This window comes from Polaromonas sp. C04 (genome assembly GCF_002002705.1).
Classification (GTDB): domain Bacteria; phylum Pseudomonadota; class Gammaproteobacteria; order Burkholderiales; family Burkholderiaceae_C; genus Rhodoferax_A.
On sequence record NZ_MUNS01000017.1, the window covers coordinates 1 to 23,043 of the forward strand.

Below are 23,043 nucleotides of genomic sequence, written 5' to 3' on the forward strand. Positions count from 1 at the left end.
GTGCCCAAAGAAAAGTCACCAAAAGAAAGGGCAGCCGCAGACACGGCCCCTTCGGGGTTCCTTGCGCTGCTCGGGGCCAGCGGGAAGCGCGCAAACTCGCCCTGCGGGCTCAGACAGCGCGCGCTTCTTGATCCGCTTGCCCCTGCGCTGCTCAGCCGTGCCTGAATGGCGGGGAGCCGAATACCGGCAACCAATACCGGTACCAAGACCCAAGACGATTTCGATGCCGAACACGAGGCCCCACAAGTACGCGCCATGGCGCGTACTTGTCGTATTGGTATTGGCAGTTTTGACTGCTCCCACGCCGTTATGAGGAGGCGAGTAGCGCAGAGCCGGGCGGATCAGGGGCGCAGATGTTTGAGCGCAGCGAGTTTCTGCGCACCCCGCCCGGATCGAGCAACGCAGCGTGCCCGCAGGGCCGACGAATCCGGCTCGCCTTTCTTTTGCTTACTTTGCTTTGGCGAAGCAAAGAAAAGTGAGGCGCCCGCCGGGGCGCAACCCGGCCAGCGGCCCTTGCAAAGGCCAATGCTTCATTACCGTGGATTCCCGGTCAAGCCGGGAATGACAGTAACTGAGCCGGGAATGACAGCAATAGAGCCGAAAATGACAAATGATTTACTATGAATTCAGTAGCTGACGGTGCACGCCCGGCAAGGGCTACAGGCCTAAATCATCACTTACTTTTGTCCCCCGACAACTTCAGCAAATCCCCACCCGTACCGAGCGACAGCACACCGGTCTTGGCATAAATGCCCAGCTTGGCGCGGGTATCGGTGATGTCCAGGTTGCGCATGGTGAGCTGGCCGATGCGGTCCAGCGGGGTGAACGCGCCTTCGACTTTTTCCATGCTCAGGCGCTCGGGCTGGTAGGTCAGATTCGGCGAGTCGGTGTTGAGGATGGAGTAGTCGTTGCCGCGGCGCAGCTCGATCGTGACCTCACCGGTGATGGCACTCGCCACCCAGCGCTGGGCGGTTTCGCGCAGCATGATGGCCTGCGAGTCGAACCAGCGGCCCTGGTACAAGAGGCGGCCCAGGCGGCGGCCGCTGTCGCGGTACTGCTCGATGGTGTCTTCGTTGTGGATGCCGGTGACCAGCCGCTCGTAGGCGATGAACAGCAGCGCCAGGCCGGGCGCCTCGTAGATGCCGCGGCTTTTCGCCTCGATGATGCGGTTCTCGATCTGGTCGCTCATGCCCAGGCCGTGGCGCCCGCCGATGCGGTTGGCTTCCAGGATCAGCGCGACCAGATCGGGGTACTCGACGCCGTTCAGGGCAACGGGGCGGCCTTCCTCGAAGCGCACCGTGACTTCCTCGCGCCTGACTTCGACTTCGTCTTTCCAGAACGCCACGCCCATGATGGGGTTGACGATCTTCATGCCGCTGGACAGGTGCTCCAGGTCTTTCGCTTCGTGCGTGGCACCCAGCATGTTGGAGTCGGTCGAGTAGGCCTTCTCGGCCGACATCTTGTAGCCGAAGCCGGCCTGGGTCATGAAGGCCGACATCTCGGCGCGGCCACCCAACTCATCGATGAAGAGCTGGTCCAGCCAGGGCTTGTAGATCTTCAAAGAGGGGTTGGTCAGCAGGCCGTAGCGGTAAAAGCGCTCGATGTCGTTGCCCTTGTAGGTGCTGCCGTCGCCCCAGATGTTGACGTCGTCTTCCTTCATGGCGGCGACCAGCATGGTGCCGGTCACGGCGCGGCCCAGCGGCGTGGTGTTGAAGTAGGTCACGCCGGCCGTGGTGATGTGGAAGGCGCCGGCCTGCAGCGCGGCCAGGCCCTCGGCGGCCAGTTGCTGACGGCAGTCGATCAGGCGCGCCTTCTCGGCGCCGTACTGCATCGCCTTGCGCGGGATTTCGTCGTAGTCGGGCTCGTCGGGCTGGCCCAGGTTGGCGGTGTAGGCATAGGGCACGGCGCCCTTGAGCTTCATCCAGTGCAGCGCGGCGCTGGTGTCCAGGCCGCCGGAGAAGGCGATGCCGACTTTCTGGCCGGCGGGCAGGTTTTGGAGAATGGTGGCCATGGTGGAAATTCCTCTGCTCAGCCGTAGTGGCAGATGTAGTGGTAGGCGCTGGTGACGCGAATATCGAACTTCGTGTTGCCGGGCACGCTGAATGTCTCGCCGGGGCCGGATTTGACCCAGACGTCGCTGCCGGCCAGCCTGTACTCGCAGGCGCCGGCCACGCATTCCATGGTCTCGGGCGCGCCGGTGCTGAAGGTCAGCGTGGCAGGCAGGATCACGCCCACCGATTTCTTCGTGCCGTCGGGAAACGTGATGCCGTGGCTCACGCACTTGCCGTCGAAATAGACGCTGGCCTGGGTCGTGACGGACACGCCGTCGATTTTGTCGGTAGTCATGGTGATGTGGCTGCTTTCCTGGCGGCGCCCGGGCGCACGATCCGGCGCGGCGCTGTGGGGATAAACCATCAATTTTAGGGTACCCGGGCGCTTCGGGCGGCGCACCAGGCCTGAATCCGATGCGCGGGGGTTTGCGTAAGGTATGACAGGCCCGACAATCCAGCCATGGCCCACGACACCCAAGACCTCCAGATGATCGCCCTGATCGACCGCCTTCCCGACCATGGTGCCGATGCCCAGGCCGCCCTGCGCGAGCTGTATGACCTGACCTCCGCCAAGCTGTACGGCGTGGCCCTGCGCGTGGTGGGCAACCGCGGCTGGGCCGAAGACGTGCTGCAGGAGGCCTACCTGAATATCTGGCGTATCGCGGGCGACTACCGCGCCTCGCTGAGTCCGCCGATGGCCTGGATGGGCGTGGTGGTGCGCAGTCGCGCGCTCGACTTTTTGCGTCGGCGTGCCAGCCAGCGGGCGGACCAGGGCCAGGCGCTGGACGACTTTGTGAACGATACCGTGGCCGGCGACGGCCCGAACCCCATGGACACCACACAGGCGAGCGAGCAGGCCTGGGCGCTGCACGAGTGCCTGCGCAAGCTGGAAGCGCGCCAGCGCGAAGTGGTCAGCCTGGCCTATCTGCGCGACCTGAGCCACAGCGAGCTCGCCGCACAGCTCAAGCTGCCGCTGGGCACGGTCAAGACCTGGATCCGGCGCGGACTGGACCAGCTGCGCGGCTGCATGGCCCGTTTTGCCTGATGCGCCGATATGAACATTCTTGACAATCCTCTATTGCTGGAGCAGCTCGCGGCCGGCTATGCGCTGGGCACCCTGCGCGGCGGTGCGCGCCGGCGCTTCGAAACGCTGGCGCGCTCCAGCCCCACCGTGCGCGCCAGCGCCCTGATCTGGCAGGAGCGCTTTGCCTCCATGACGGAGCTGCAGGCCGGCGAGGTGCCCGGCCCGAATGTGTGGAAGCGCATCGAGAACCTGCTGGCCGCGCAGCCGCAGACCCGCGCTGCACCGGTCGCGCCGCAGGAGAAACCCCTCTTCGACAAGCTTCGCCGGGCCCTGAGCCTGTGGCGGGGCGCGGCCTTTGCGGGCGCGCTGGCCAGCGTGGCCGCCGTGCTGGTGGGCGTCAACCTGAGTCGTCAGGTGGACCGCCAGAGCGTCCAGCTCGCGCAGGTCACCCGGGAGGGCACCGAAGTGGCGCAGCAAAACGCCAAACTTGCCGCCCAGCTCAAGGCCACGCCCGAGATCCAGTACGTGGCCGTGCTGGCCGACGACAAGGCCGCGCCCTCGATGCTGGCGACGTTCGATCCGAAAAACCGGACCCTCACGCTCAAGCGCGTGGGTAGCTATCAGGAAGCGTCCGACAAGTCGCTGCAGCTATGGGCCTTGCCACCCGCGGGGCCGGCAAAATCTCTCGGGGTGTTGGGTGACGGCAAGGTGGTCCGGCTGGCGGCCAGCGAAGGCGAAGTGCGGGGCGTGCCGGCGCTGGCCATCACGCTGGAGTCCAAGGGGGGAGTGCCACCGGGTACGGCCGCGAAGGGCCCGGTGCTGTTCAAGGGTGCGCTGCTGTCGACGGCGCTATAAATGCAGTGATCAGCGCCAGCGGCGGCCGCCAAAGTGGCCATGGCCACCATAGTAGCCGCCAAAACCGAAGTTGAGCGCAACGCCCACCGGCGCATAGTAGGGGTAGGGCGGGTAGTAGTACCCGGGGTAATACCCGGGGTACGCCACGGGCGCCGCCACATAAGCGGGCGCGGTCACGACCTGCGATCCATCCATTGGCGGCGCACCGTAGTTGTTCGCCGTGGGAGGCGTCGCGCCGACGGGCGAGACCTGCAGCGGCACGGTCGGCCCCGGGTCATTGGCCATTTGCACCGAATACTGTTTGCCCGCGTACTCGTACACCACGTTGTAGCCGACGGGCTGGGTCTCGTACGAGAACTGCGTGCCGCATTGCTGCACGTTCTGCACCTGCGTCTGGCCCGCGGCCTCGACGCTGTTGCCGACCACCGCGCCGCCAATGGCGCCAATCGCGGTGGCCGCCGCCCGACCAGCGCCGGCGCCGATCGCATTGCCCACGACGCCGCCGGCAATCGCGCCAACGAGGGCGCCGGCGCCGCTGGTGGGCGCCTGGCTGACCACCTGGCCGGTGCCGCACACCTGGTGCGGCACCGCGACCTGCTGCATGATCGGCGTGCTGGAAATCACGCGGCCCATTTCCTGCGCCGAGCACAAACCTGCTGCGGCCAGCAAGGCGGACAACACAAGCAGTTTTTTCATGACCATCTCCTGTAGCAAAACCGTCCCGAAACTTGACGCCCTGGCGCCGCGGCAGGCGGGAACAACACCCGCCGGCCCAAGTCAAGTCTAGGCTTGTCAGAGCCGCTATTCGAGGCGCAGTTCGGTAAACCTTGGGTAAAAGTTGATGCTGCGGATCAAGGCAGCAGCGTGGCCCAGACGCCGGCGTCGAAACCCACGGTGGTCTGTGCGCCCCATTCGACCACCGGCCGCTTGATCACGCTCACGTTCGCGTGCATCAGCGCGCTGGCGCTGGCCGCGTCCGTCACGGCGGATTGCGTGGCCGCATCGAGTTTGCGCCACGTCGTGCCCTGGCGATTCACCAGCTTTTCCCAGCCCACGGCCTGGATCCACGCTTGCAGCCGGGGCTCGGGCACGCCCTGTTTCTTGAAGTCGTGAAACCGGTAGTCGACGCCTTGGGCGTTGAGCCAGGCGCGCGCCTTCTTGACGGTGTCGCAGTTGGGAATGCCGTACAGGGTGATCATGGGTGGCCAGGGAGGGTGGATTACAAATTTTGATTCCGGCGTATTTTCGCGCCATCTCTCTTGAAGATGGTTTCCACTCGATGAAGCGGCTCTGACGAGCGCGGCGTTCGCGGGGTTTTTGCGGCGGTCCGAGCCACCCCGGCGGTTTCGCGCGGACAATACCCTCCCGTATGAACACACTACAAGACTGGCTGGCGCATTGCGAGCGCCTGCATCCGAAAAGCATCGACCTCGGTCTGGAGCGCGTGCGGCAGGTGGCCGAGCGCATGGCCATCCACTTCGACTGCCCGGTGATCACCGTGGCCGGCACCAATGGCAAGGGCTCGACCTGCGCCATGTTGGAGGCCATCGCGCTGCAGGCGGGCTACCGCACCGGCGTCTATACCTCGCCGCATCTGGTTCACTTCGAGGAGCGGCTGCGGCTTCATGGCGAGATCTCGAAAGCTACTGATTTGATAGCGGGATTCGAACGTGTGGAGCAGGCCAGGGGTGATATTTCCTTGACGTATTTCGAATTTTCAACGCTCGCGATCCTCGATGTGATGGCGCGCTCGAATCCCGACGTGGCGATTCTGGAGGTGGGCCTGGGCGGGCGCCTCGACGCGGTCAACATCATCGACCCCGACTGCGCGGTGATCACCAGCATCGCCCTCGACCACATGGAACTCCTGGGACCGGACCGCGAGAGCATCGGCTTGGAGAAGGCCGGCATCATGCGCGCCGGGCGTCCCGTCATCGTGAGCGATCCGGTGCCGCCGCAAAGCGTGCTCGATCGCGCGCAGGCGCTGGGCGCCGACCTGTGGCGCTTCGGCACCGACTTCAATTATTCGGGCGACAAGCTGCAATGGGGCTGGGCCGGGCGCGGACGGCGTTACAGCGGTCTGGCGTATCCCGCGCTGCGCGGGGCCAACCAGCTGATGAATGCCTCGGGCGTGCTGGCCGCGCTCACGGCGCTGCGCGAGCGGCTGCCCGTGACGGCCCAGGCCGTGCGCAACGGACTGGCCATGGTCGAGCTGCCCGGGCGCTTCCAGATCGTTCCGGGCCAGCCCACACTGGTGTTCGACGTGGCGCACAACCCGCACGCGGTGGCGGCACTGGCTGCGAACCTCGATGCCATGGGCTTCTTCCACGCCACGCATGCCGTTTTCGGCGTCATGGCCGACAAGGACCTGATGCCCATGCTGGCGCGCATGGGACCCCTTGTGGATCGCTGGTATTTCACGGATCTGCCCACGCCGCGGGCACAGACGGCGGCCGGGTTGATGGCCGCGTGGGAATCGCGTGAAACCGGCAAAAACGTGCTCGCCAGCACCTGGCCGGACCCGACTGCGGCCATGCAGGCGGCGCTCGCCGCGGCAGGCCCCGCTGATAGAATTGTGGTCTTTGGATCGTTCTATACCGTGGGTGGCGTCCTGAGAGACGGGATTCCCCGTCTTCACGCCAAACACCTGAACGCCTGAGTCTTCACTTCATGGCTTTTTTCAAGTTTCCGCTGCCCGGCCGCAAGCGGGGCGACGACAAGGCACCCGCCGCTGTCAAGTCCGAAAGCATCGAGGCGATGCGCCAGCGCGCCAAGCACCGCCTGATTGGCGCGGCGGTGCTGGTGGCGATCGGTGTGGTGGGCTTCCCGCTGGTGTTCGACACCCAGCCGCGGCCGATCGCGGTCGATATCCCGATCGAGATTCCCGACAAGAACCAGGTCAAACCACTGGTGATTCCGGCGCCCCCGCCGGCGGCAGCGCCCACGGTCGGTGCGGCTGCCGTGAATCCGCCCGCCCCGGCGACGGCAAGTGGGCCGGCAGCGCAAGTGCCGGCTCCCGCCAGTCTGGGGGCCAAGGAAGAGGTGGTGGCCGATACGCCCGCGCCCCAGCCTGAACCCAAGGTCGAGAAGGCCCCCTCAGCGCCGGTGGCGAAAGCCCAGATCAAGACAGAACCCAAACCGGCCCCCAAGCCCGAAGCCAAGACCGCCGCGCGCGCCGGGGATGGCGCCAAGGCCGAAGCCCTGCTGGACGGCAAGACCGCGGCGGCGACCCCTGCCGCCAGCGAAGCAGGCCGCTTCGTGGTGCAGGTCGGTGCCTTTGCCGATGCAAGCAAGGCCCATGAGGCGCGCCAGAAGGTTGAAAAAACCGGATTGAAGACCTATACGCAGGTGGTGGAGACCAAGGACGGCAAGCGCATCCGTGTGCGCGTGGGCCCGTTTGGCAGCCGGGCCGAGGCGGACAAGGCGGCCGGAAAAATCAAGGGGCTGGAATTGCCCGCCGCCATCCTCACCTTGTGAGGTGAGGGTGCCCGATGGCCACGCTGGACTGGATTTTGCTGGCGGTGCTGCTGGCGTCGCTGCTGCTCGGCGCCTTGCGCGGGCTGGTCTACGAGGCGATGTCGCTGCTGGCCTGGGTGGCCGCCTTCTGGCTGGCGCAGTGGTATGCGCCAGCCGCGGCGCAGATGATGCCGCTGGACAACGTTTCGGAGCCGATGCGCCATGCGGCAGGGTTTGTGGTGGTGTTTGTGGCGGCCGTGTTTGCGGGCGGTTTGCTGGCCTGGCTGACCAAGAAGCTGGTCGAGGCGCTGGGTCTGCGTCCGGTGGACCGCACGCTGGGCGCCGCGTTTGGCCTGCTGCGCGGCGCGATCTTGCTGCTGGCGATGGCAGTCGTGGTGAATTTGACGGCGCTCAAGACCGGCGAGTGGTGGCAGGCATCGCAGGGTGCCACCGTGCTGACGTCGGCACTCAGGGAGTTGAAACCGGTGTTGCCGGAAAAGTTTGGAAGGTATCTTCCTTCATGAGGATCACGTAATGTGCGGAATCGTCGGCGTTGTCAGCAACGCCCCAGTGAACCAGTTGATCTACGACGCCTTGCTACTGCTGCAGCACCGGGGCCAGGACGCGGCCGGCATCGCGACACAGCAGGAACGCAAGTTCTTCATGCACAAGGCCAAGGGCATGGTGCGCGACGTGTTTCGCACGCGCAACATGCGCGCGCTGCCCGGCAACTGCGGCCTGGGCCAGGTGCGCTACCCGACCGCCGGCAATGCCTACAGCGAAGAGGAAGCACAGCCGTTTTATGTCAATGCGCCGTTCGGCATCGTGCTGGTGCACAACGGCAACCTGACCAACGCGCAGGCCTTGAAGGCAGAGGTCTTCCTGACCGACCACCGCCACATCAACACCGAGAGCGACTCCGAGGTGCTGCTCAACGTGCTGGCGCACGAGCTGGACAAGGCAACGCGCGGGCTGCCGCTCAATCCCGAAGATGTGTTTGCCGCGGTGCGCCAGGTGCACCGGCGCGTGCGCGGCTCCTATGCCGTGGTCGCCATGATCGCGGGGCATGGCCTGCTGGCGTTTCGCGATCCGTTCGGCATTCGCCCGCTGTGCATGGGAACCAGCCCCGGCACGGTGATGCTGGCCAGTGAGTCGGTCGCGCTGGAAGGCACGGCGCACAAGTTCGAGCGCAACGTGGAGCCGGGCGAGGCGATCTTTGTCGATTTGCAGGGCACGGTCCACGCACAGCAATGCGCGGACTCGCCGAAAAAATTCCCCTGCATTTTTGAGTTCGTGTACCTGGCCCGGCCCGACTCCGTGCTGGACGGCATTTCGGTTTACCAGGCTAGGCTGAATCTGGGCGAGTCGCTGGCCAAGCGCGTGGTCTCCACGGTGCCGCCCAGTGAGATCGACGTGGTCATTCCGATCCCCGAATCGAGCCGGCCCAGCGCCACACGACTGGCGCATCTGCTGGGTATTCCGTACCGCGAAGGCTTTGTCAAAAATCGCTATGTGGGGCGCACCTTCATCATGCCGGGGCAGGCGGCGCGCGAGAAGTCGGTGCGCCAGAAGCTCAACGCCATCGGTAGCGAGTTCAAGGGCCGCAACGTGCTGCTGGTCGACGACTCCATCGTGCGCGGCACGACCAGTCGCGAGATCGTGCAGATGGCGCGCGATGCGGGGGCCAACAAGGTCTATCTGGCCAGTGCGGCGCCGCCGGTGCGCTATCCCAATGTGTACGGTATCGACATGCCGACCAAGGACGAGCTGGTGGCGCACGACCGCAGCGTGGAACAGATCCGCGAGATCATCGGCTGCGACGCCCTGATCTACCAGGATGTGGATGCGATGAAAAGGGCCATCGGCTCGCTCAATCCCCAGCTCGCGGGTTTTGACGCCTCGTGCTTCGACGGCGTGTACGTGACCGGCGACATCACCTCCGACGACATCGCTCGAATGAATCAACAACGCGTTGGCGCGCAGGAGGGTGAGGAAGACACCTCGCGCCTGGCGCTGCCGAACGCCCAGGAAGTTTAAAAAGGTTTGAATCGTGACTGAAAGAGCGCTACCCCCCAATTTGCACCGCGACACGCTGGCCGTGCGTGTGGCCGTGGACAAGAGCCAATACGGCGAGAACTCCGAGGCGCTGTACCTGACTAGCAGCTTCATCCAGTCCGATGCCGAGACCGCGGTGCGCCGTTTTGCCGGCGAGGAAGAAGGATTTACCTACTCGCGTTTCACCAACCCGACGGTGACCAGCATGGAACAGCGGCTGGCCGCACTCGAAGGCACCGAGGCCTGCGTCGGCACAGCCAGCGGCATGGCGGCGATTTTGCTGCTGTGCATGGGCTTGCTCAAGGCGGGCGACCATGTGATCTGCTCGCAGTCGGTGTTCGGCTCGACCATCAAGCTGATTGGCGGCGAGTTCGGCAAGTTCGGCGTGCAGACTACTTTCGTGTCGCAGACCGATGTAGCGCAATGGCGGGCCGCGGTCCAGCCCAACACGCGGCTGCTGTTTGCCGAGACGCCGACCAACCCGCTGACCGACGTATGCGACATCCAGGCGCTGGCCGATGTGGCGCACGCGGCCGGAGCGCTGCTCGCCGTGGACAACTGCTTTTGCTCGCCGGCGCTGCAGCAGCCGGTCAAGTTCGGCGCCGACCTGATCATTCACTCGGGCACCAAGTACCTCGACGGCCAGGGGCGCGTGATGGCCGGTGCGATTTGCGGATCGAAGCAGCTGATCGAAGAAAAGCTCGTGCCCGTGCTGCGCAGCGCCGGCATGACGCTGTCGGCCTTCAACGCCTGGATCGTGCTCAAGGGTATGGAAACGCTCTCCATCCGCATGCAGGCGCAAAGCGCCAGCGCGCTGGCGCTGGCCACGTGGCTCGAAGCGCAACCTGCCATCGCGCGTGTGCACTATTCGGGCCTGAAGTCGCATCCGCAGCACGCGCTGGCAATGCGCCAGCAGTCCGGTCTGGGCGGCGCCGTGGTGTCGTTCGACGTCAAGGGCGCGAGCCCCGAGGCGGCGCGCCAAAACGCCTTCCACCTGATCGATAGCACCCGCGTGTGCAGCATCACCGCCAATCTGGGCGACACCAAGACCACCATCACGCACCCGGCCAGCACCTCGCACGGGCGCCTCACCGAGGAGCAACGCCAGGCCGCCGGTATCGGCCAGGGCCTGATCCGCGTGGCCGTGGGGCTGGAGCATATCGACGACCTGAAGGCCGACCTCGCGCGCGGGCTGGATACCTTGCCATGACGCAGAAAATCCGCACGCGCTTTGCGCCGTCGCCGACCGGCTTCATCCATCTGGGCAACATCCGCTCGGCGCTGTACCCGTGGGCGTTCGCGCGTGCCACGGGCGGCGATTTCATCCTGCGCATCGAAGACACGGACCTGGAGCGCTCGACCCAGGCCGCGGTCGACGTCATCATCGAAGGCATGCGCTGGCTCGGACTCGACTATGACGAAGGCCCGTTCTACCAGATGCAGCGCATGGATCGCTACAAGGCCGTGCTGGCGGACCTGCAAGCCGCCGGCCATGTGTACCCCTGCTACATGAGCGTGGCCGAACTCGATGCACTGCGCGAACGCCAGATGGCCGCAAAAGAAAAGCCGCGCTACGACGGCACCTGGCGCCCCGCGCCGGGCAAGACGCTGCCGCCGGTGCCGGCAGGTGTGCAGCCCGTGCTGAGGTTCAAGAATCCGCAGAGCGGCTCGGTGGTCTGGGATGACAAGGTCAAGGGGCGCATCGAAATCAGCAACGACGAGCTCGACGACCTTGTGATCGCACGTCCCGATGGCACTCCGACCTACAACTTCTGTGTGGTGGTGGACGACATGGATATGGCCATCACGCATGTGATCCGCGGCGACGACCACGTGAACAACACGCCGCGCCAGATCAACATCTTCCATGCCCTGGGCAAGGAACCGCCGGTGTACGCGCATCTGCCCACCGTGCTCAACGAGCAGGGCGAAAAGATGAGCAAGCGCAATGGCGCCAAGCCCGTCACGCAGTACGCCGAGGAGGGCTACCTGCCCGATGCGATGGTGAACTACCTGGCGCGGCTGGGCTGGTCGCATGGTGACGATGAAATCTTCAGCCGCGCGCAGTTCCTGCAATGGTTCAACCTGGATCACCTGGGCAAGAGCGCGGCGCAGTTCAACGAGGCCAAGCTGCGCTGGGTCAATGCCCAGCATCTGAAGGCGATGGCCGATGATGCGCTGGCACCTTTGGTCGCCGCCGTGCTGCACAAGCGCGGCGTTGCGGCCGACGACCGCCTGCCGCTGATTTGCGCGCTGTTCAAGGATCGCTGTGACACCCTCGTGGCGCTGGCCGATTGGGCCGCCGCTTTTTATACCGATATCAGTCCCAAACCCGAAGAAAAAGCGCAGCACGTCACCGAGGCCATCAAGCCGGCCCTGGCCTTGCTCGCTGAAAAGCTCGGAGCCTGCGCGTGGGACAAGGTCTCCATCGCCGCGGCCATCAAGGAAGTGCTGGCCGCACAGGGCTTGAGAATGCCGCAACTGGCGATGCCGGTGCGGGTGCTGGTCATGGGCACGGCCCAGACGCCGTCGCTGGATGCGGTGCTGGCGTTGTGTACGCGCGAAGTTGTGATATCGCGCCTGGGCGCAATTTGATATTGGCGCCAAATTTCAAGCTATAATTCAAGGCTCAGAAATTGACGGCGCAGGTATTGCCAGTGCCGGAAGTTCGGGGGGTATAGCTCAGCTGGGAGAGCGCTTGCATGGCATGCAAGAGGTCATCGGTTCGATCCCGTTTACCTCCACCACCAATTTTTGAGTTATGGAGATCGCGAGATTTTCGAGTTAGAGATCGAAGTTGTTAATTCAGGTTTGCAGCGAAGTTCCCAGGTTTTGACCCTATCGTCTAGAGGCCTAGGACACTACCCTTTCACGGTAGGTACCGGGGTTCGAATCCCCGTAGGGTCGCCAAATTCATCGATGGATGAGCAAGGCACAAGTCGGTAACGGTTTGCCCGCAAGGGCAGGCGACTTGACTCGCAAGAGTGAACGTTATCTACCAGGAGTGGTAGTTCAGTTGGTTAGAATACCGGCCTGTCACGCCGGGGGTCGCGGGTTCGAGTCCCGTCCACTCCGCCATTCAAAAGAAAAGCCGCTGTAAATCGTTGATTTACAGCGGCTTTTTTAATTTCGTGCTACCCGCGCTGCGAAACGTCGGTGCTACTCCGAAGGCCCTTCGGTGTGGCAGCCGGCATGGCGTTGGGCTCCGTTTGTCCCCGGTTTTTTGCAGTGGCAAAGCTGAAGCGCATGAGGGTGCGTTGGCGGGCTCTCGCATGGTCAACGACCGGGGCTGGGTAGTCGACACCGATGTGCACCCCGGCTGCGGCCTGGTCCGCCGTGCCCATGGCCGCCGGCGCATGGATGAACCTGTCGGGCACGCGTGCCAGTTCGGGCAGGTAGCGGCGGATGAAGCGCCCCTGCGGGTCGAAGTTCCGTGACTGGGTGACCGGGTTGAAGATGCGAAACCACGGCTGCGCGTCGCAGCCGGTGGAAGCGGCCCACTGCCAGCCGCCATTGTTGGCCGCCAGGTCGTAGTCGTTGAGGTGGCGCGCAAAGTGTCGCTCGCCCAGGCGCCAGTCGATGCCCAGGCTCTTGGTCAGAAAAGACGCCACCACCATGCGCAGGCGGTTGTGCATGTAGCCGGTCTGATGCAACTGGCGCATGGCCGCGTCCACCAGTGGGTAGCCGGTGCGCGCCTCGCACCAGGCCGCGAACAGCTCGGGCGCGTCATCCCACACGATGTGCTCATGGTCCGGGCGAAAAGCATGCCCGGCGACATGCGGGTGATGCCACAAGATCATGTGATAGAAGTCGCGCCATATCAGCTCGGACAGCCAGGTGGCCGCTCCCTCGCCACCCCGGCGCTGTGCGTGGGCGGCCAGCTCCCGCACCGACACCGTGCCAAAGCGCAGGTGCACCGACAGGTAGGACGCCCCCTTGCGTGCCGGAAAGTCACGTGCCTGGCGGTAGCCGTCCATACGGGTGCAGAAATCCTCGAACAACTGTTTGCCGCCGCGCATGCCGGTGGGGAGCGGCAGCCGGGCGAGGTCGGTCGCTTCGAAACCGATGGAGCTGAGCGCGGGCAGCACTTCACCGGTGGGCTTGGGTGCCAGGCGCGCGGCGTACTTGGCGATCGGGTAGGGCTGGAGCTGGAAATCGTCCAGCTTCTTGAGCCAGGCATTGCGGTACGGCGTGAAGACGCTGAACGGCTTGCCGCTCTGCGTCAGCACCTCGCCGCGCTCAAAAATGACCTGATCCTTGAAGTCGGCGAAGGCAATGCCATTGGCGGCCAGGCGCGCTGCCACCTGGCGATCGCGTTCGATGGCGGCGGGCTCATAGTCGCGATTCGTAAAAACCTGGCTGACCCCCAGGTTCCGGGCAAGTTGCACGATGCAATCGACAGCGCGTCCGTGACGCACAAGGATGCCGGCGCCTTGTCCCCCGGCGGCCAGCGACAGGGCGTGGAGCGCGCCGTCGAGCTCGCGCAGGCTGGCGTGGATAAATTCCACGCGCCGATCCCGGCGCTCTGGCAGCGCGTCCAGGATGTCGGTATCGAACACAAAGGCACAGTAGACGCGGTCAGCAAAGCGCAGCGCCTGGTATAGGGCGGCATGGTCGAAGCAGCGCAGGTCGCGGCGAAACCAGACAAGGGCGGAGGTCACGGGTTTGAACGCACTGTGTTGAGGCGAAGCGGCGGGGCTCAGCGGTTGGCGCGCTTCTTGAGCCAGCGCATCAGCACGTCGAGTGCGGGAATTTTTTCGTACAGCTCTTCGGCGGCATCCCAGTAGTCGCGGTGCCGTGTGATGAGGCCCTGCGCATTCAGTTCCAGATGCGAAGCACCGCGCACGGTTTGCGGGACTGAGCGCTGAAAACGCTTGAAGCGAAACATGAAGTCCCACGTCAGAAAGCATTGCGCGCCCTGTACCACGTGGCCGGTGACCTTGAATCCCGGTTCTTGCAGCGACTCGAACATGTGCTGGTAGACGCGCTGGATCAGCGCGATGCCCTGCACCTCGTTGAACGGATCCTTGAATCTCGCATCGGGCGCGTAGATGCTGCCGATGTCGTCCACGCTGTCGGGCGTGAGCTGCTCAAAAAATGCCACGATGCGGGCCACCGCCGTGCCGGTGTCGGGGAGTGCAGTGGGCGGCATGGTCAAAGTCCGGTGAAGCGGCGCACGGCCGGGAAGTAGAGCCGGTACGGCAGCAGTCGCAGCAGCTTCATCACGCGGGTGAAGCGCTTGGGAAAATGGATGTCGAACTCGCCCCGCTCCCAGCCGTGCACGATGGCCTGCGCCGCAGCCTCGGGCGAAATCAGCGCCGGCATGGGGAAGTCGTTGCCGGCGGTCAGGGCGGTGGCGACGAAGCCGGGGTTGATCACGCTCACGCCCATGCCGAGGTCATGCAGATCCAGGTACAGCACCTCGGCCAGGTTGATCAGCGCGGCCTTGGTAGGCCCATAGGCAAGGCTTTTCGGCAAACCGCGAAAACCGGCCACGCTGCTGACCAGGCTCAGGTGGCCGGCTCGCCCGTGGTGCGCGGCGTCGACCATGGCGGGCAGCACTGCGCCCAACACATGCAGCGCGCCGAGGGTGTTGATCTGCTGGTGGCGCAGCACTTCGTCCAGGTCGAAGGCCGTGGCGCGCATTTCGTGATAGTGGCCTGCGCAGTACAGGACCAGGTCCAGCGGTCCCTGTGTCAGCACTTCGGCGGCAGCGATCTGCACGTCTTCGCGGCGGGCGGTGTCGAGTGGCAACGCCCTGGCGCCGGGGTGCTGGTCGACAAAAGACTGCAGTGCAGCTTCGCCGCGTGCCGATACCACCACCTGCGCACCCCGCGCGTGCAGGGCCGATGCCGTGGCGCGCCCGATGCCGCTGGAGGCGCCGACCAGCCAGGCCCTGCGGCCCTGCCAGTGGCTGATGCGGGGGTTGAGACTCATCGCCTCAGCGCTTCGTGAAAGACAAGGTGACTTCGCCCAGCCGGACGCCGAACTTGCTCATGGTGGCGCGGTTGAGCATGACGCGATCGTCCATCAGGTACATCCAGTCATCGAACTGCACTTCGTAGACCTTGCCGTCCACCGGCAGATTCAGCGTGTAGTTCCAGCGGAAGGCATTGCCCGAGGTCTGCCCCACGGCTTGCCCGACCACATCGCCGGCGGTGCCGGTATAGCGGCCGTGCGCATCTTTGGTGAGTCGCCAGACGCGGCGTTGCCTGCTGCCGTCGGAATAGGTGAATGCTTCGTCGAGCACGCCCTGATTGCCATTCCACTGGCAGTCCATCAGCACCGTGAAGCGCTTGACAACCTTGCCGCTGCGGTCCTGAAACATGCCGTGGGCGTCGATGCGGCCGTTGAAATATTGCGCCAGGTCCAGTGGCGGCTTTTCGCCGGAATAGTCCGCCAGCGTCTGGCTGGCGCAGCCGGCCAGGGCGACCGGCGCGGCAATGGCTGCCGAGAGAAGGAAACGTCGTTGCATCATGGTGTGCCTTTGGGGATGAGAATGCGTCCGGGAGCCGGGCGGCGGATGATGAGGAAATACAGCGACGCTGCCGCCAGCAGCTTGAGTGCGCAAGGCAGGATGGCGTAGGCCAGGCCCAGGACCTGGAGCGCCTCGGGGCTGCGCGTGCCGGGGGAATAGCCCAGCGCACCCAGCAGCGGCAGCGCCAGACCCGCGGCCAACGCCAGGTTCAGCTTGGTGGCAAAGTTCCACCAGCCAAAGTAGGCGCCCTCAAACCGGCCGTTGTCACCTTGCCGGGCAATCACCCCGGTCAGCATCGCGCCGGGCAGCGCCAGGTCGGTGCCCAGCGCGGCGCCGGAGAGCGCGCACACCAGCAGGAACGCCGCCGTGTCGCCCTTGCCCAGGCCGGCGACGCCGGCGAACACCGCAATCCCCAGCAGCATGCCCGCCAGCCAGGTGCGGGCCAGTCCCCAGCGCGCCACCACCTGCAGCCACAGCGGAATAGACAGCGCCGCACAGAGAAAATAGGTGCCCAGAAAAAGCGGTTGCTGCGCTGGCGGCGACTGCAGCCTGTCCTGGATGAAAAACAGCACCAGCGTGGCCGGCACGGCGCTGGCGATGCCGTTCAGCATGAACACTGCGAGCAGGCGCCGGAAGGCGGCGCTGCCCCAGGGCCGCCACAGGCTGGCCACCGCCTTCGTGGCGCGGCCCGGAGGTGCCGTTGGCGATGGCGCCCTCGTCCAGGCCAGCCAGCCAAGCACCAGTGTGACGGCAAAAACGCCCAGCATGACTGGTAGTCCCAGCAGCGCCGGCAGCAGGGAGGCCAACACGACACCGAAGACGCCGCAGCCCTCACGCCACGCCACGATGCGCCCGCGCTGCAATTCGTCGCCACCGAGCCGGGCGCCCCAGGATTGGTGGGCAATGCTGAGCTGGCTGTAGGCCGTGTAGGTGATCAGCAAAAAGGCGGCCGCCCAGACGATGAGTGCGCGTGGCCCCGCGACCGCCGGGAAGAACAGCCCGGCAAGCCCCAGCGCCAGCCCCAGCGCAGACAGCGCCCCTGCCGCCAGCACGGCGTGCGGGGAACGGGCAAACAGCCAGTCGCTCAGGCGTCCGAGCAGCGGATCGATGGCGGCGTCGAAGAGTCGCGCCGCCAGCAGCACTGCGCCCAGCGTGGCCAGCGGCATGCCGAATTCGCGCGCGTAGTGATTGGGCAGCAAGACATAAAGCGGCAGGGCGACAAAGGCCAGTGGCAATCCGAGCAACCCGTAGCAGGCCAGACCCTGGCGGGTGGGGACTTCAACTGACAGCCCCTTCATGGCTGCCCCGGTGCCAGGGTGGCAAGCAAGGCCTCGCGCAAGCCCGGTTCGGAGGTTTGCGGCGACAGCCAGATGCCGAAGAACAGGCGTGCAAACGCAGGGTCTGCCACCTCACCGACAGTGCGGCCCTGCATCTGGAACAGGACCCCTTGGCTGGGCCGGTACAGCCCGGTGATCCGCTCGCCGGCCTTGATATCGGGCAGCGCTGCCTGCAGCGCCTGCTGCCAGCGCGTGGCCTGCTGCGCGGTGAACGGGCCTACGCGGCGCATTTCCTCAATCGAGCGCCGGGCAATCGCTTGCGCCGTGAAGTCGCGCTGGTAGGCAAGCTCCAGCGCCAGGGGATGAGCCGCGTAATCCTCGGGCCGGAAGCCGGCGCTGACCCACAGGCGCGCGCGGTAGACCTCCAGACCGAAAAAGCGCAGTGTGCCCTGTCCAGCCAGATGCGCGCCGGGCAGCGGCGCGCCAGGTCCGGCCGGTTGCGCGCTCGCAGTTGCCAGGCAAAAAGCGACTGTAGCGCAGGCGGTACAAGCGCGAGCAGCTATCGTTTTGATAGTCATGGCTTGAGCAGAGTGAATTGCACCAGGTTCGTGTTGTTCATGGAAAACGCGGCTTCGCAGTAGCACAGGTAGAACTCCCAGATGCGCATGAAGCGTTCGTCAAAGCCCAGCTGCAGGATTTGCGCACGCCGGGCGACGAAGCGTTCGCGCCAGCGCCTGAGGGTTTCCGCGTAATCCTGGCCGAAGGCGAATTCGTCTTGCACCCGCAGGCCGGCAGCCTCGGCCTCGCGGCGGAATTCGCTCGGGCAAGGCAGGCAGCCACCGGGAAAGATGTACTGCTGGATGAAGTCGGTGGAGGCTATGTAGCGCTTGAACAGGCTGTCGTCGATGACGATGCTCTGGATGCAGGCGCGGCCGCCGGGCTTGAGCAGCCGCTTCACGGCCTGGAAGTAGGTGGGCCAGTATTCGCGGCCCACGGCCTCCACCATTTCGATCGAGCAGATGGCGTCAAAGGGCCCGTCATGGATGTCGCGGTAGTCCTGCAGCCGCAGATCGGCCCGCTCTGCCACGCCGTGCTGCGCCATGCGCTGCTGCGCGAAAGCCAGCTGCTCGGTGGACAGCGTCACGCCCGTCAGCGAGGCGCCGAATTCCGTGGTGGCCATCTCGGCCAAGGCGCCCCAGCCGCAGCCGATTTCCAGCACGCGGTCGCCGGGCTTCACGCCGGCCATGCGCAGCGCGCGGCGCACCTTGGCCTGCTGGGCCGTACGCATGTCACCTTGCGGGTTGCCCTCGAACCACGCCGACGAGTAGTTCATCGTGTCGTCCAGCCACAGGCCGTAAAAGGCATTGCCCAGATCGTAGTGGGCGTGGATGTTCTTCTGGCTGTTGGCGCGCGTGTTGCGATGGAGCAGATGCCTGATGCGGTACAGCAACCGGCCGGCCCAGCTGCCGTAGATCACGCCTTCGATCTGCTGGCGATTCGCGATGAACAGCTGCAGCAGTTCAGTCAGGTGTGCGGTAGTCCAGTCGCCCGCGATGTAGCTTTCGGCAAAGCCGATGTCGCCGGACTTGAGCGCCGCGCCAAACACATTCCAGTTCCGCAGCGTGAGCGTCGCCGCGGGACCGCCGCCGTGGCCAAAGTGCCGCAGCGAGCCGTCGGGCAGTTGCATCGTGAGCGAGCCTTTTTCCAGGCGCTGCAGCAACTTCAGGGCCGTGCGTGCGGCGGCCGGAATACCCGGTGGCAGCATGCGCACGCGGTGAGGGGAGGCAGTGGTGCTGTTCATGGCAGTGGTGTGGGGAGTGATGAAGAGGGGTCTGAACAACGTGTCACAGAGCGCGTGGGCGCTTCGGGCTTGTGGTGAAAGCGCACGTGCTTGAACCACAGCCTGAGCGCCTGCCAGTGAATGCGCGCGATTACGGCCAGCGTCATGACTGGATAGCCCCACAGGGCGCGGCGCAGGGTGCGCGCGCTGACGGGCAGCAGCGTGCCGCTGACGCTGGTCTGCAGCAGGGGTCCGGTGGCGTCGTCGTGGTCGATACGCACCACCGTGCGGTCTTCCCCGGCGTGCCGGGTGCGCAGAAAGCGAAAGCGGTAGCTGCCGTCCACCTCGCAAAACGGCGAGACATGGAACACCTTCTGCGCGTGCAGCTCGGTGCCGTAGCGCGGCGCATCGAGCAGATAGCAGTGGCGTTCGCCAAAGGTGTTGTTGACCTCGACCACGATGGCGCGCAGGCTGTCGTCGCCGGCGTGGCAATACCAGAAGCTCACGGGCTTGAAGGAGTAGCCCCACATGCGGGGATAGCAGTGCAACCAGACCTCGCCCGCGGCGTCTTCAATGCCTTCGGCGCGCAGCAATGCATCGATCCAGGCGAGCGCGCCGCCTTCCCCTGCGCTGCGGCCGTCGCCGTGGTCGGTGTCATGGAAACTCAGTGCGCCGCGCCGGTTCACGGCCAGCACATCACTGCCCGCCTGTTGCAGGCTGCGCATGGGCAGCATCAGGAAGAACGTCGGGTAGGCAAACGCATGATGGCTGGGGCGCAGCCGCGTATGGCGCACCTGGCCAAAGCCAATCAGCGGGGCCGGCACACGGGACGCGGGCGGATGATTCATGCGGCCTGCGCCCACGGCGCCTCGATCTCTGCGAGCAGCTCCTGGGCCACGGCCAGGCCCGACTTGAGCCCGTCTTCATGGAAGCCGTAACCCGTCCAGGCGCCACAAAACCACGTGTGGTGTTCACCCTGCAGCAGCGCCACTTGCTGCTGGGCACGGATGGCCTGCAGGTCAAAGACCGGGTGGTCGTATTCGTACTCGCCGATCACATGCTGCGCGGCAATCTCGCGCACCGGATTCAGCGACACCACCACGGGCTGGCCGAATGGCACAGGCTGCAGCCGATTGATCAGATAGTGCAGGCAGACACGTGCGGATTCGCTTCCGCTGTCTTGCGCGCGCTCGTAGTTCCAGGCGGCCCAGGCGATGCGCCGCTCGGGGAGCACCGAGGCGTCGGTGTGCAGCACGGCCCGGTTCGGCTGGTAGCGTATGGCGCCCAGCGCCTCGCGCTCCTGCGCCGTGGCGTCGTGCAACAGGGCCAGCGCCTGGTCGGAGTGGGTGGCCAGCACCAGCCGGTCAAAGCGCTCGGCGCCGGAATCAAGCACCACCCGGACGCCCGCGGCGTCGCGCTCGATGCGGCGAACCGGGGTGTTCAGACGCTTGTGCGCGATGCGCGCGACGATTTTGTCGACATAGTGCCTGGCGCCGCCCTGCACGGTGTGCCACTGGGGCCGGCGGCTCACCTGGAGCAGGCCGTGGTTGTGGCAAAAGCGGATCATGGTGGCGACCGGAAACTGGAGCATCTGCTCCGTGGGGCAACTCCAGATGCAGCCCAGCATGGGCAAAAAATACCAGTCGCGGAAGGCGTCGCCAAAGCGGTGCACCTTCAGGAACTCACCCAGCGGCTGCGTCAGCGCGGCTTCTTCGTTGGCGCCGGCGATGCGGCTGGCCAGCGCATTGAAGCGCAGCAGGTCCGCCAGCATGCCCAGAAAACGCGGGTTCACCAGGTTGCTGGGCTGGGCGAACACGGTGGACAGGCTGGAGCCGCTCCACTCCAGCGCGCGCCCGCGCAAGGCGCCCGGCACCTGGACCGAGAACGACATGTCCGACTTGGCGGTGCTCACGTCCAGTTCGGCCAGCAGCGCGATCAGACGGGGATAGGTGCGCTCGTTGAACACCAGAAAGCCGGTGTCCACGCCGTGCGTGATCTCGCCCTGCGGCGTGGGCAGCGTGACATCGACCGTGTGGGTATGACCCCCAAAATAGTCACTCGCCTCGAACAGGGTGATGTCGGCGTGGCCCTGCAGCTTGTGGGCCACGGCCAGGCCGGAGATACCGGAGCCGACGATCGCCACCTTCATGACGCGCTCCGGGAGAACGGTTCGGCGGTCGCGATGGGTCTGCGGGCCGCCATCCGCGCCAAACGCGATAAAGGCAACAGCGCTGTGACTGCCGGAAGGTCGAAGATCGAGGTTATTTGCATTGGTCGAAAAATATGTTTGTCTATGACAGTTTAGTCAATTCTGCAACGTTTGTCTAATTGCGCTTTAATCGGGTTTGTGTTCTTTACGCGATCCCGGGGGTTTTGGATGCGGCTTTTTTGCGATCAGGAGTTGAATGCGCCATGAATGACGACGAGCGCGCGTTGCCGCAGTGCCTGTCCATTGCTGCCGTGGAGCGGGATACCGGTCTGTCCAAAGACACCCTGCGCGTGTGGGAGCGCCGCTACGGATTTCCCCGCCCCAAGCGCGACAGCGCGGGCGATCGTGCCTATCCGCCGGAACAGGTCGAGCGCCTGCACGTGATCCGGCGCCTGCTGGATGCGGGGCACCGCCCGGGGCGCATCGTGGCGCTGGAGCCGCAGGCACTGCAGGCGCTGTCCGCGGCCCGACCCTCGACGCCCTGCGGCCCGCCTGACGCGCCCGAGCTTGGCCGTTACATGGACTTGATCGCGCGTCACGACATACACCCTCTGCGGCGCGCGCTGGATCAGGCCGCGTTGCGGCTGGGACTGGTGCGTTTCGTCACGACGGTCGTGGCGCCCCTGAACGTCGCCGTGGGGGACGAGTGGATGCACGGCCGGTTTCAGGTGTTCGAGGAGCACCTGTATACCGAATGTGTCACTGGCGTCCTGCGCAACGCCATTGGCAGCATTCCGCCACCCCTGGGCGCCGGTGCGCCCCGGGTGGTGCTGACCACATTTGCGCAGGAAGCGCACGGCCTGGGGCTCCTCATGGCCGAGGCCCTGTTTGCACTGGAAGGTTGCGCCTGCCTGTCCCTGGGCACGCGCACGCCAATGGGCGATATCGTGCAGGCGGCGCAGGCGCATAACGCGGACGTCGTGGCCTTGAGCTTTACGGCGGCGCTGAGCCCCCACGTCGTCGTCGCGGGCCTGCGCGATTTGCGGCGCCAACTTGCCTCGCGCACCGCCATCTGGGTTGGTGGCCAGTGTCCCGTTCTCTACCAACGCGCCATGCCGGGAATATTGGCAGTGCGGGCCCTGGAGTCCATCGCCGGCCAGATCGCTCACTGGCGACGCGAAGAGCGCGATGCTGCGCTCCACGCGAAGGGAGCTTAGCGTCAACGACTTCTGTTTTCCACGCCACAATCGCTGGCATGCGCAAACACTTTTCCGAAACAACGAGCCACCAGCGACTGGGGTACGCCACTGCGGCGGCTGTGGCGACGACTTGGCTGCCGCTGCCACTCACGATGCAGGGCCGCGTTTTACTGGGATGGTGCGTGGGCGCGGGCTGCTTCCTGGTGCTGTCCTGGTGGCTGGCGGTGGCGTTTGACGCGGATCGCACGCGCGAGCGCGCGCAGGCGCAGGACCAGTCCCGCATGATCCTGTTCCTGCTGGTGCTGGTGCTGGTGCTGGCCAGCGTGGCGGCGATCGTGCTGATGCTGCAGAGCGTCAAGGGGCTGTCGGCCGCGCAGCGCACCGGGCATCTGATTCTGGCGATGACGGCGCTGGCCTGCTCGTGGCTGTTGATGCACACCATTTTTGCGTTCCGCTACGCGCACCGCTATTACCAGGAACTGCTGGAGCCGGGCCCGAACGGGGGCGGGCTGGACTTTCCCGGCAAGCTGGAGCCGGACTATTTTGATTTCATGTACTGCGCCTACGTGGTCGGCATGACCTCGCAAGTGTCCGACGTGCAGGTGACCTCGCGCGAGATGCGCCGCCTGACGCTGATCCACAGCGTGACCTCGTTTGCCTTCAACATGGTGGTGCTCGCGCTCAGCATCAACGTGATCGCGGGCGCCCTCCAGTAACTA

23 protein-coding genes and 3 tRNA genes are annotated in these 23,043 nt (G+C 65.4%); 13 read left to right on the forward strand and 13 right to left on the reverse strand.

Going from position 1 to position 23,043, the window contains the following annotated elements; genetic code table 11:
- Positions 1 to 673: 673 nt before the first annotated feature.
- Both argG and ppnP read right to left on the reverse strand, forming a co-directional pair.
- On the reverse strand, positions 674 to 2,011 hold the full coding sequence (argG, locus tag B0E49_RS00695; RefSeq protein WP_077560055.1) for an argininosuccinate synthase: 1,338 nt from the start codon (positions 2,009 to 2,011) through the stop codon (positions 674 to 676).
- A 17-nt stretch (positions 2,012 to 2,028) separates the two neighbouring features.
- Complete coding sequence (gene ppnP, locus B0E49_RS00700) at positions 2,029 to 2,346, reverse strand: pyrimidine/purine nucleoside phosphorylase (protein ID WP_077560056.1); 318 nt, start codon at positions 2,344 to 2,346, stop codon at positions 2,029 to 2,031.
- 192 nt (positions 2,347 to 2,538) lie between these two features.
- On the opposite strand from ppnP, the gene B0E49_RS00705 reads away from it, so the two are divergent.
- Together B0E49_RS00705 and B0E49_RS00710 are read left to right on the forward strand one after the other, a co-directional pair.
- Entirely contained in the window at positions 2,539 to 3,096 is a 558-nt protein-coding gene (locus B0E49_RS00705) for a sigma-70 family RNA polymerase sigma factor (RefSeq protein ID WP_502688688.1), read from the forward strand.
- A 9-nt stretch (positions 3,097 to 3,105) separates the two neighbouring features.
- Complete coding sequence (locus B0E49_RS00710) at positions 3,106 to 3,930, forward strand: anti-sigma factor (RefSeq protein WP_077560058.1); 825 nt, start codon at positions 3,106 to 3,108, stop codon at positions 3,928 to 3,930.
- Between the two features lie 9 nt (positions 3,931 to 3,939).
- Here B0E49_RS00710 and B0E49_RS00715 read toward each other — a convergent pair whose 3' ends face one another.
- Positions 3,940 to 4,626: a glycine zipper 2TM domain-containing protein gene (locus B0E49_RS00715; protein ID WP_077560059.1), complete on the reverse strand. Its 687-nt coding sequence runs from the start codon at positions 4,624 to 4,626 to the stop codon at positions 3,940 to 3,942.
- Positions 4,627 to 4,781: 155 nt separating this feature from the next.
- A complete protein-coding gene (locus tag B0E49_RS00720) occupies positions 4,782 to 5,129 on the reverse strand; it encodes an ArsC family reductase (RefSeq protein WP_077560060.1) in 348 nt (115 codons plus the stop codon).
- A 170-nt stretch (positions 5,130 to 5,299) separates the two neighbouring features.
- On the opposite strand from B0E49_RS00720, the gene folC reads away from it, so the two are divergent.
- The 9 genes from folC (at position 5,300) to B0E49_RS00765 (ending at position 12,519) form a co-directional block, all read left to right on the forward strand.
- Positions 5,300 to 6,589 (forward strand): bifunctional tetrahydrofolate synthase/dihydrofolate synthase, encoded by a 1,290-nt coding sequence (gene folC / locus B0E49_RS00725; protein ID WP_502688687.1) that lies wholly within the window; start codon positions 5,300 to 5,302, stop codon positions 6,587 to 6,589.
- Positions 6,590 to 6,600: 11 nt separating this feature from the next.
- Complete coding sequence (locus B0E49_RS00730) at positions 6,601 to 7,407, forward strand: SPOR domain-containing protein (RefSeq protein ID WP_077560062.1); 807 nt, start codon at positions 6,601 to 6,603, stop codon at positions 7,405 to 7,407.
- Positions 7,408 to 7,421: 14 nt separating this feature from the next.
- The gene (locus B0E49_RS00735; protein ID WP_077560063.1) at positions 7,422 to 7,910 is read left to right on the forward strand and encodes a CvpA family protein; all 489 of its coding nucleotides are present in this window, start codon (positions 7,422 to 7,424) and stop codon (positions 7,908 to 7,910) included.
- Between the two features lie 10 nt (positions 7,911 to 7,920).
- Entirely contained in the window at positions 7,921 to 9,423 is a 1,503-nt protein-coding gene (gene purF, locus B0E49_RS00740) for an amidophosphoribosyltransferase (RefSeq protein WP_077560064.1), read from the forward strand.
- A gap of 10 nt (positions 9,424 to 9,433) precedes the next feature.
- On the forward strand, positions 9,434 to 10,651 hold the full coding sequence (locus tag B0E49_RS00745) for an O-succinylhomoserine sulfhydrylase (RefSeq protein WP_168174974.1): 1,218 nt from the start codon (positions 9,434 to 9,436) through the stop codon (positions 10,649 to 10,651).
- On the forward strand, positions 10,648 to 12,036 hold the full coding sequence (gene gltX, locus B0E49_RS00750) for a glutamate--tRNA ligase (RefSeq protein WP_077560066.1): 1,389 nt from the start codon (positions 10,648 to 10,650) through the stop codon (positions 12,034 to 12,036). Before B0E49_RS00745 ends, gltX begins: the two co-directional genes overlap by 4 nt.
- A 76-nt stretch (positions 12,037 to 12,112) precedes the next feature.
- Positions 12,113 to 12,188, forward strand: a tRNA-Ala gene (locus B0E49_RS00755).
- An 87-nt stretch (positions 12,189 to 12,275) separates the two neighbouring features.
- Positions 12,276 to 12,351 (forward strand) — tRNA-Glu (locus B0E49_RS00760).
- A gap of 91 nt (positions 12,352 to 12,442) precedes the next feature.
- Positions 12,443 to 12,519: transfer RNA gene (locus tag B0E49_RS00765), tRNA-Asp, on the forward strand.
- Positions 12,520 to 12,575: 56 nt separating this feature from the next.
- Here the strand turns inward: B0E49_RS00765 and B0E49_RS00770 are convergent.
- The 9 genes from B0E49_RS00770 to B0E49_RS00810 are packed head-to-tail and all read right to left on the reverse strand — an operon-like array spanning position 12,576 to position 21,125.
- Complete coding sequence (locus tag B0E49_RS00770; RefSeq protein WP_077560067.1) at positions 12,576 to 14,102, reverse strand: cryptochrome/photolyase family protein; 1,527 nt, start codon at positions 14,100 to 14,102, stop codon at positions 12,576 to 12,578.
- Positions 14,103 to 14,140: 38 nt separating this feature from the next.
- Complete coding sequence (locus B0E49_RS00775) at positions 14,141 to 14,593, reverse strand: nuclear transport factor 2 family protein (RefSeq protein ID WP_077560068.1); 453 nt, start codon at positions 14,591 to 14,593, stop codon at positions 14,141 to 14,143.
- A gap of 2 nt (positions 14,594 to 14,595) precedes the next feature.
- Positions 14,596 to 15,378 (reverse strand): SDR family NAD(P)-dependent oxidoreductase, encoded by a 783-nt coding sequence (locus tag B0E49_RS00780; protein ID WP_077560069.1) that lies wholly within the window; start codon positions 15,376 to 15,378, stop codon positions 14,596 to 14,598.
- A 4-nt stretch (positions 15,379 to 15,382) separates the two neighbouring features.
- Positions 15,383 to 15,919, reverse strand: a complete 537-nt coding sequence (locus tag B0E49_RS00785; RefSeq protein ID WP_077560070.1) for a DUF3833 domain-containing protein — start codon at positions 15,917 to 15,919, stop codon at positions 15,383 to 15,385.
- Positions 15,916 to 17,217 carry an MFS transporter gene (locus B0E49_RS00790; protein WP_077560071.1) on the reverse strand — a complete coding sequence of 434 codons (1,302 nt, stop codon included), beginning with the start codon at positions 17,215 to 17,217 and terminating at the stop codon, positions 15,916 to 15,918. Before B0E49_RS00790 ends, B0E49_RS00785 begins: the two co-directional genes overlap by 4 nt.
- A complete protein-coding gene (locus B0E49_RS00795) occupies positions 17,214 to 17,774 on the reverse strand; it encodes a chalcone isomerase family protein (RefSeq protein WP_077560072.1) in 561 nt (186 codons plus the stop codon). The genes B0E49_RS00790 and B0E49_RS00795 overlap by 4 nt, the downstream gene beginning before the upstream one ends.
- Positions 17,771 to 18,997: an SAM-dependent methyltransferase gene (locus tag B0E49_RS00800; RefSeq protein ID WP_077560073.1), complete on the reverse strand. Its 1,227-nt coding sequence runs from the start codon at positions 18,995 to 18,997 to the stop codon at positions 17,771 to 17,773. Before B0E49_RS00800 ends, B0E49_RS00795 begins: the two co-directional genes overlap by 4 nt.
- Complete coding sequence (locus B0E49_RS00805; protein WP_077560079.1) at positions 18,994 to 19,824, reverse strand: DUF1365 domain-containing protein; 831 nt, start codon at positions 19,822 to 19,824, stop codon at positions 18,994 to 18,996. The genes B0E49_RS00800 and B0E49_RS00805 overlap by 4 nt, the downstream gene beginning before the upstream one ends.
- Positions 19,821 to 21,125, reverse strand: a complete 1,305-nt coding sequence (locus B0E49_RS00810) for an NAD(P)/FAD-dependent oxidoreductase (RefSeq protein ID WP_077560074.1) — start codon at positions 21,123 to 21,125, stop codon at positions 19,821 to 19,823. Before B0E49_RS00810 ends, B0E49_RS00805 begins: the two co-directional genes overlap by 4 nt.
- Positions 21,126 to 21,388: 263 nt before the next feature.
- On the opposite strand from B0E49_RS00810, the gene B0E49_RS00815 reads away from it, so the two are divergent.
- Positions 21,389 to 22,342 carry a MerR family transcriptional regulator gene (locus B0E49_RS00815; RefSeq protein ID WP_077560075.1) on the forward strand — a complete coding sequence of 318 codons (954 nt, stop codon included), beginning with the start codon at positions 21,389 to 21,391 and terminating at the stop codon, positions 22,340 to 22,342.
- Positions 22,343 to 22,380: 38 nt separating this feature from the next.
- The gene (locus B0E49_RS00820; RefSeq protein ID WP_077560076.1) at positions 22,381 to 23,040 is read left to right on the forward strand and encodes a DUF1345 domain-containing protein; all 660 of its coding nucleotides are present in this window, start codon (positions 22,381 to 22,383) and stop codon (positions 23,038 to 23,040) included.
- Positions 23,041 to 23,043: the final 3 nt, after the last annotated feature.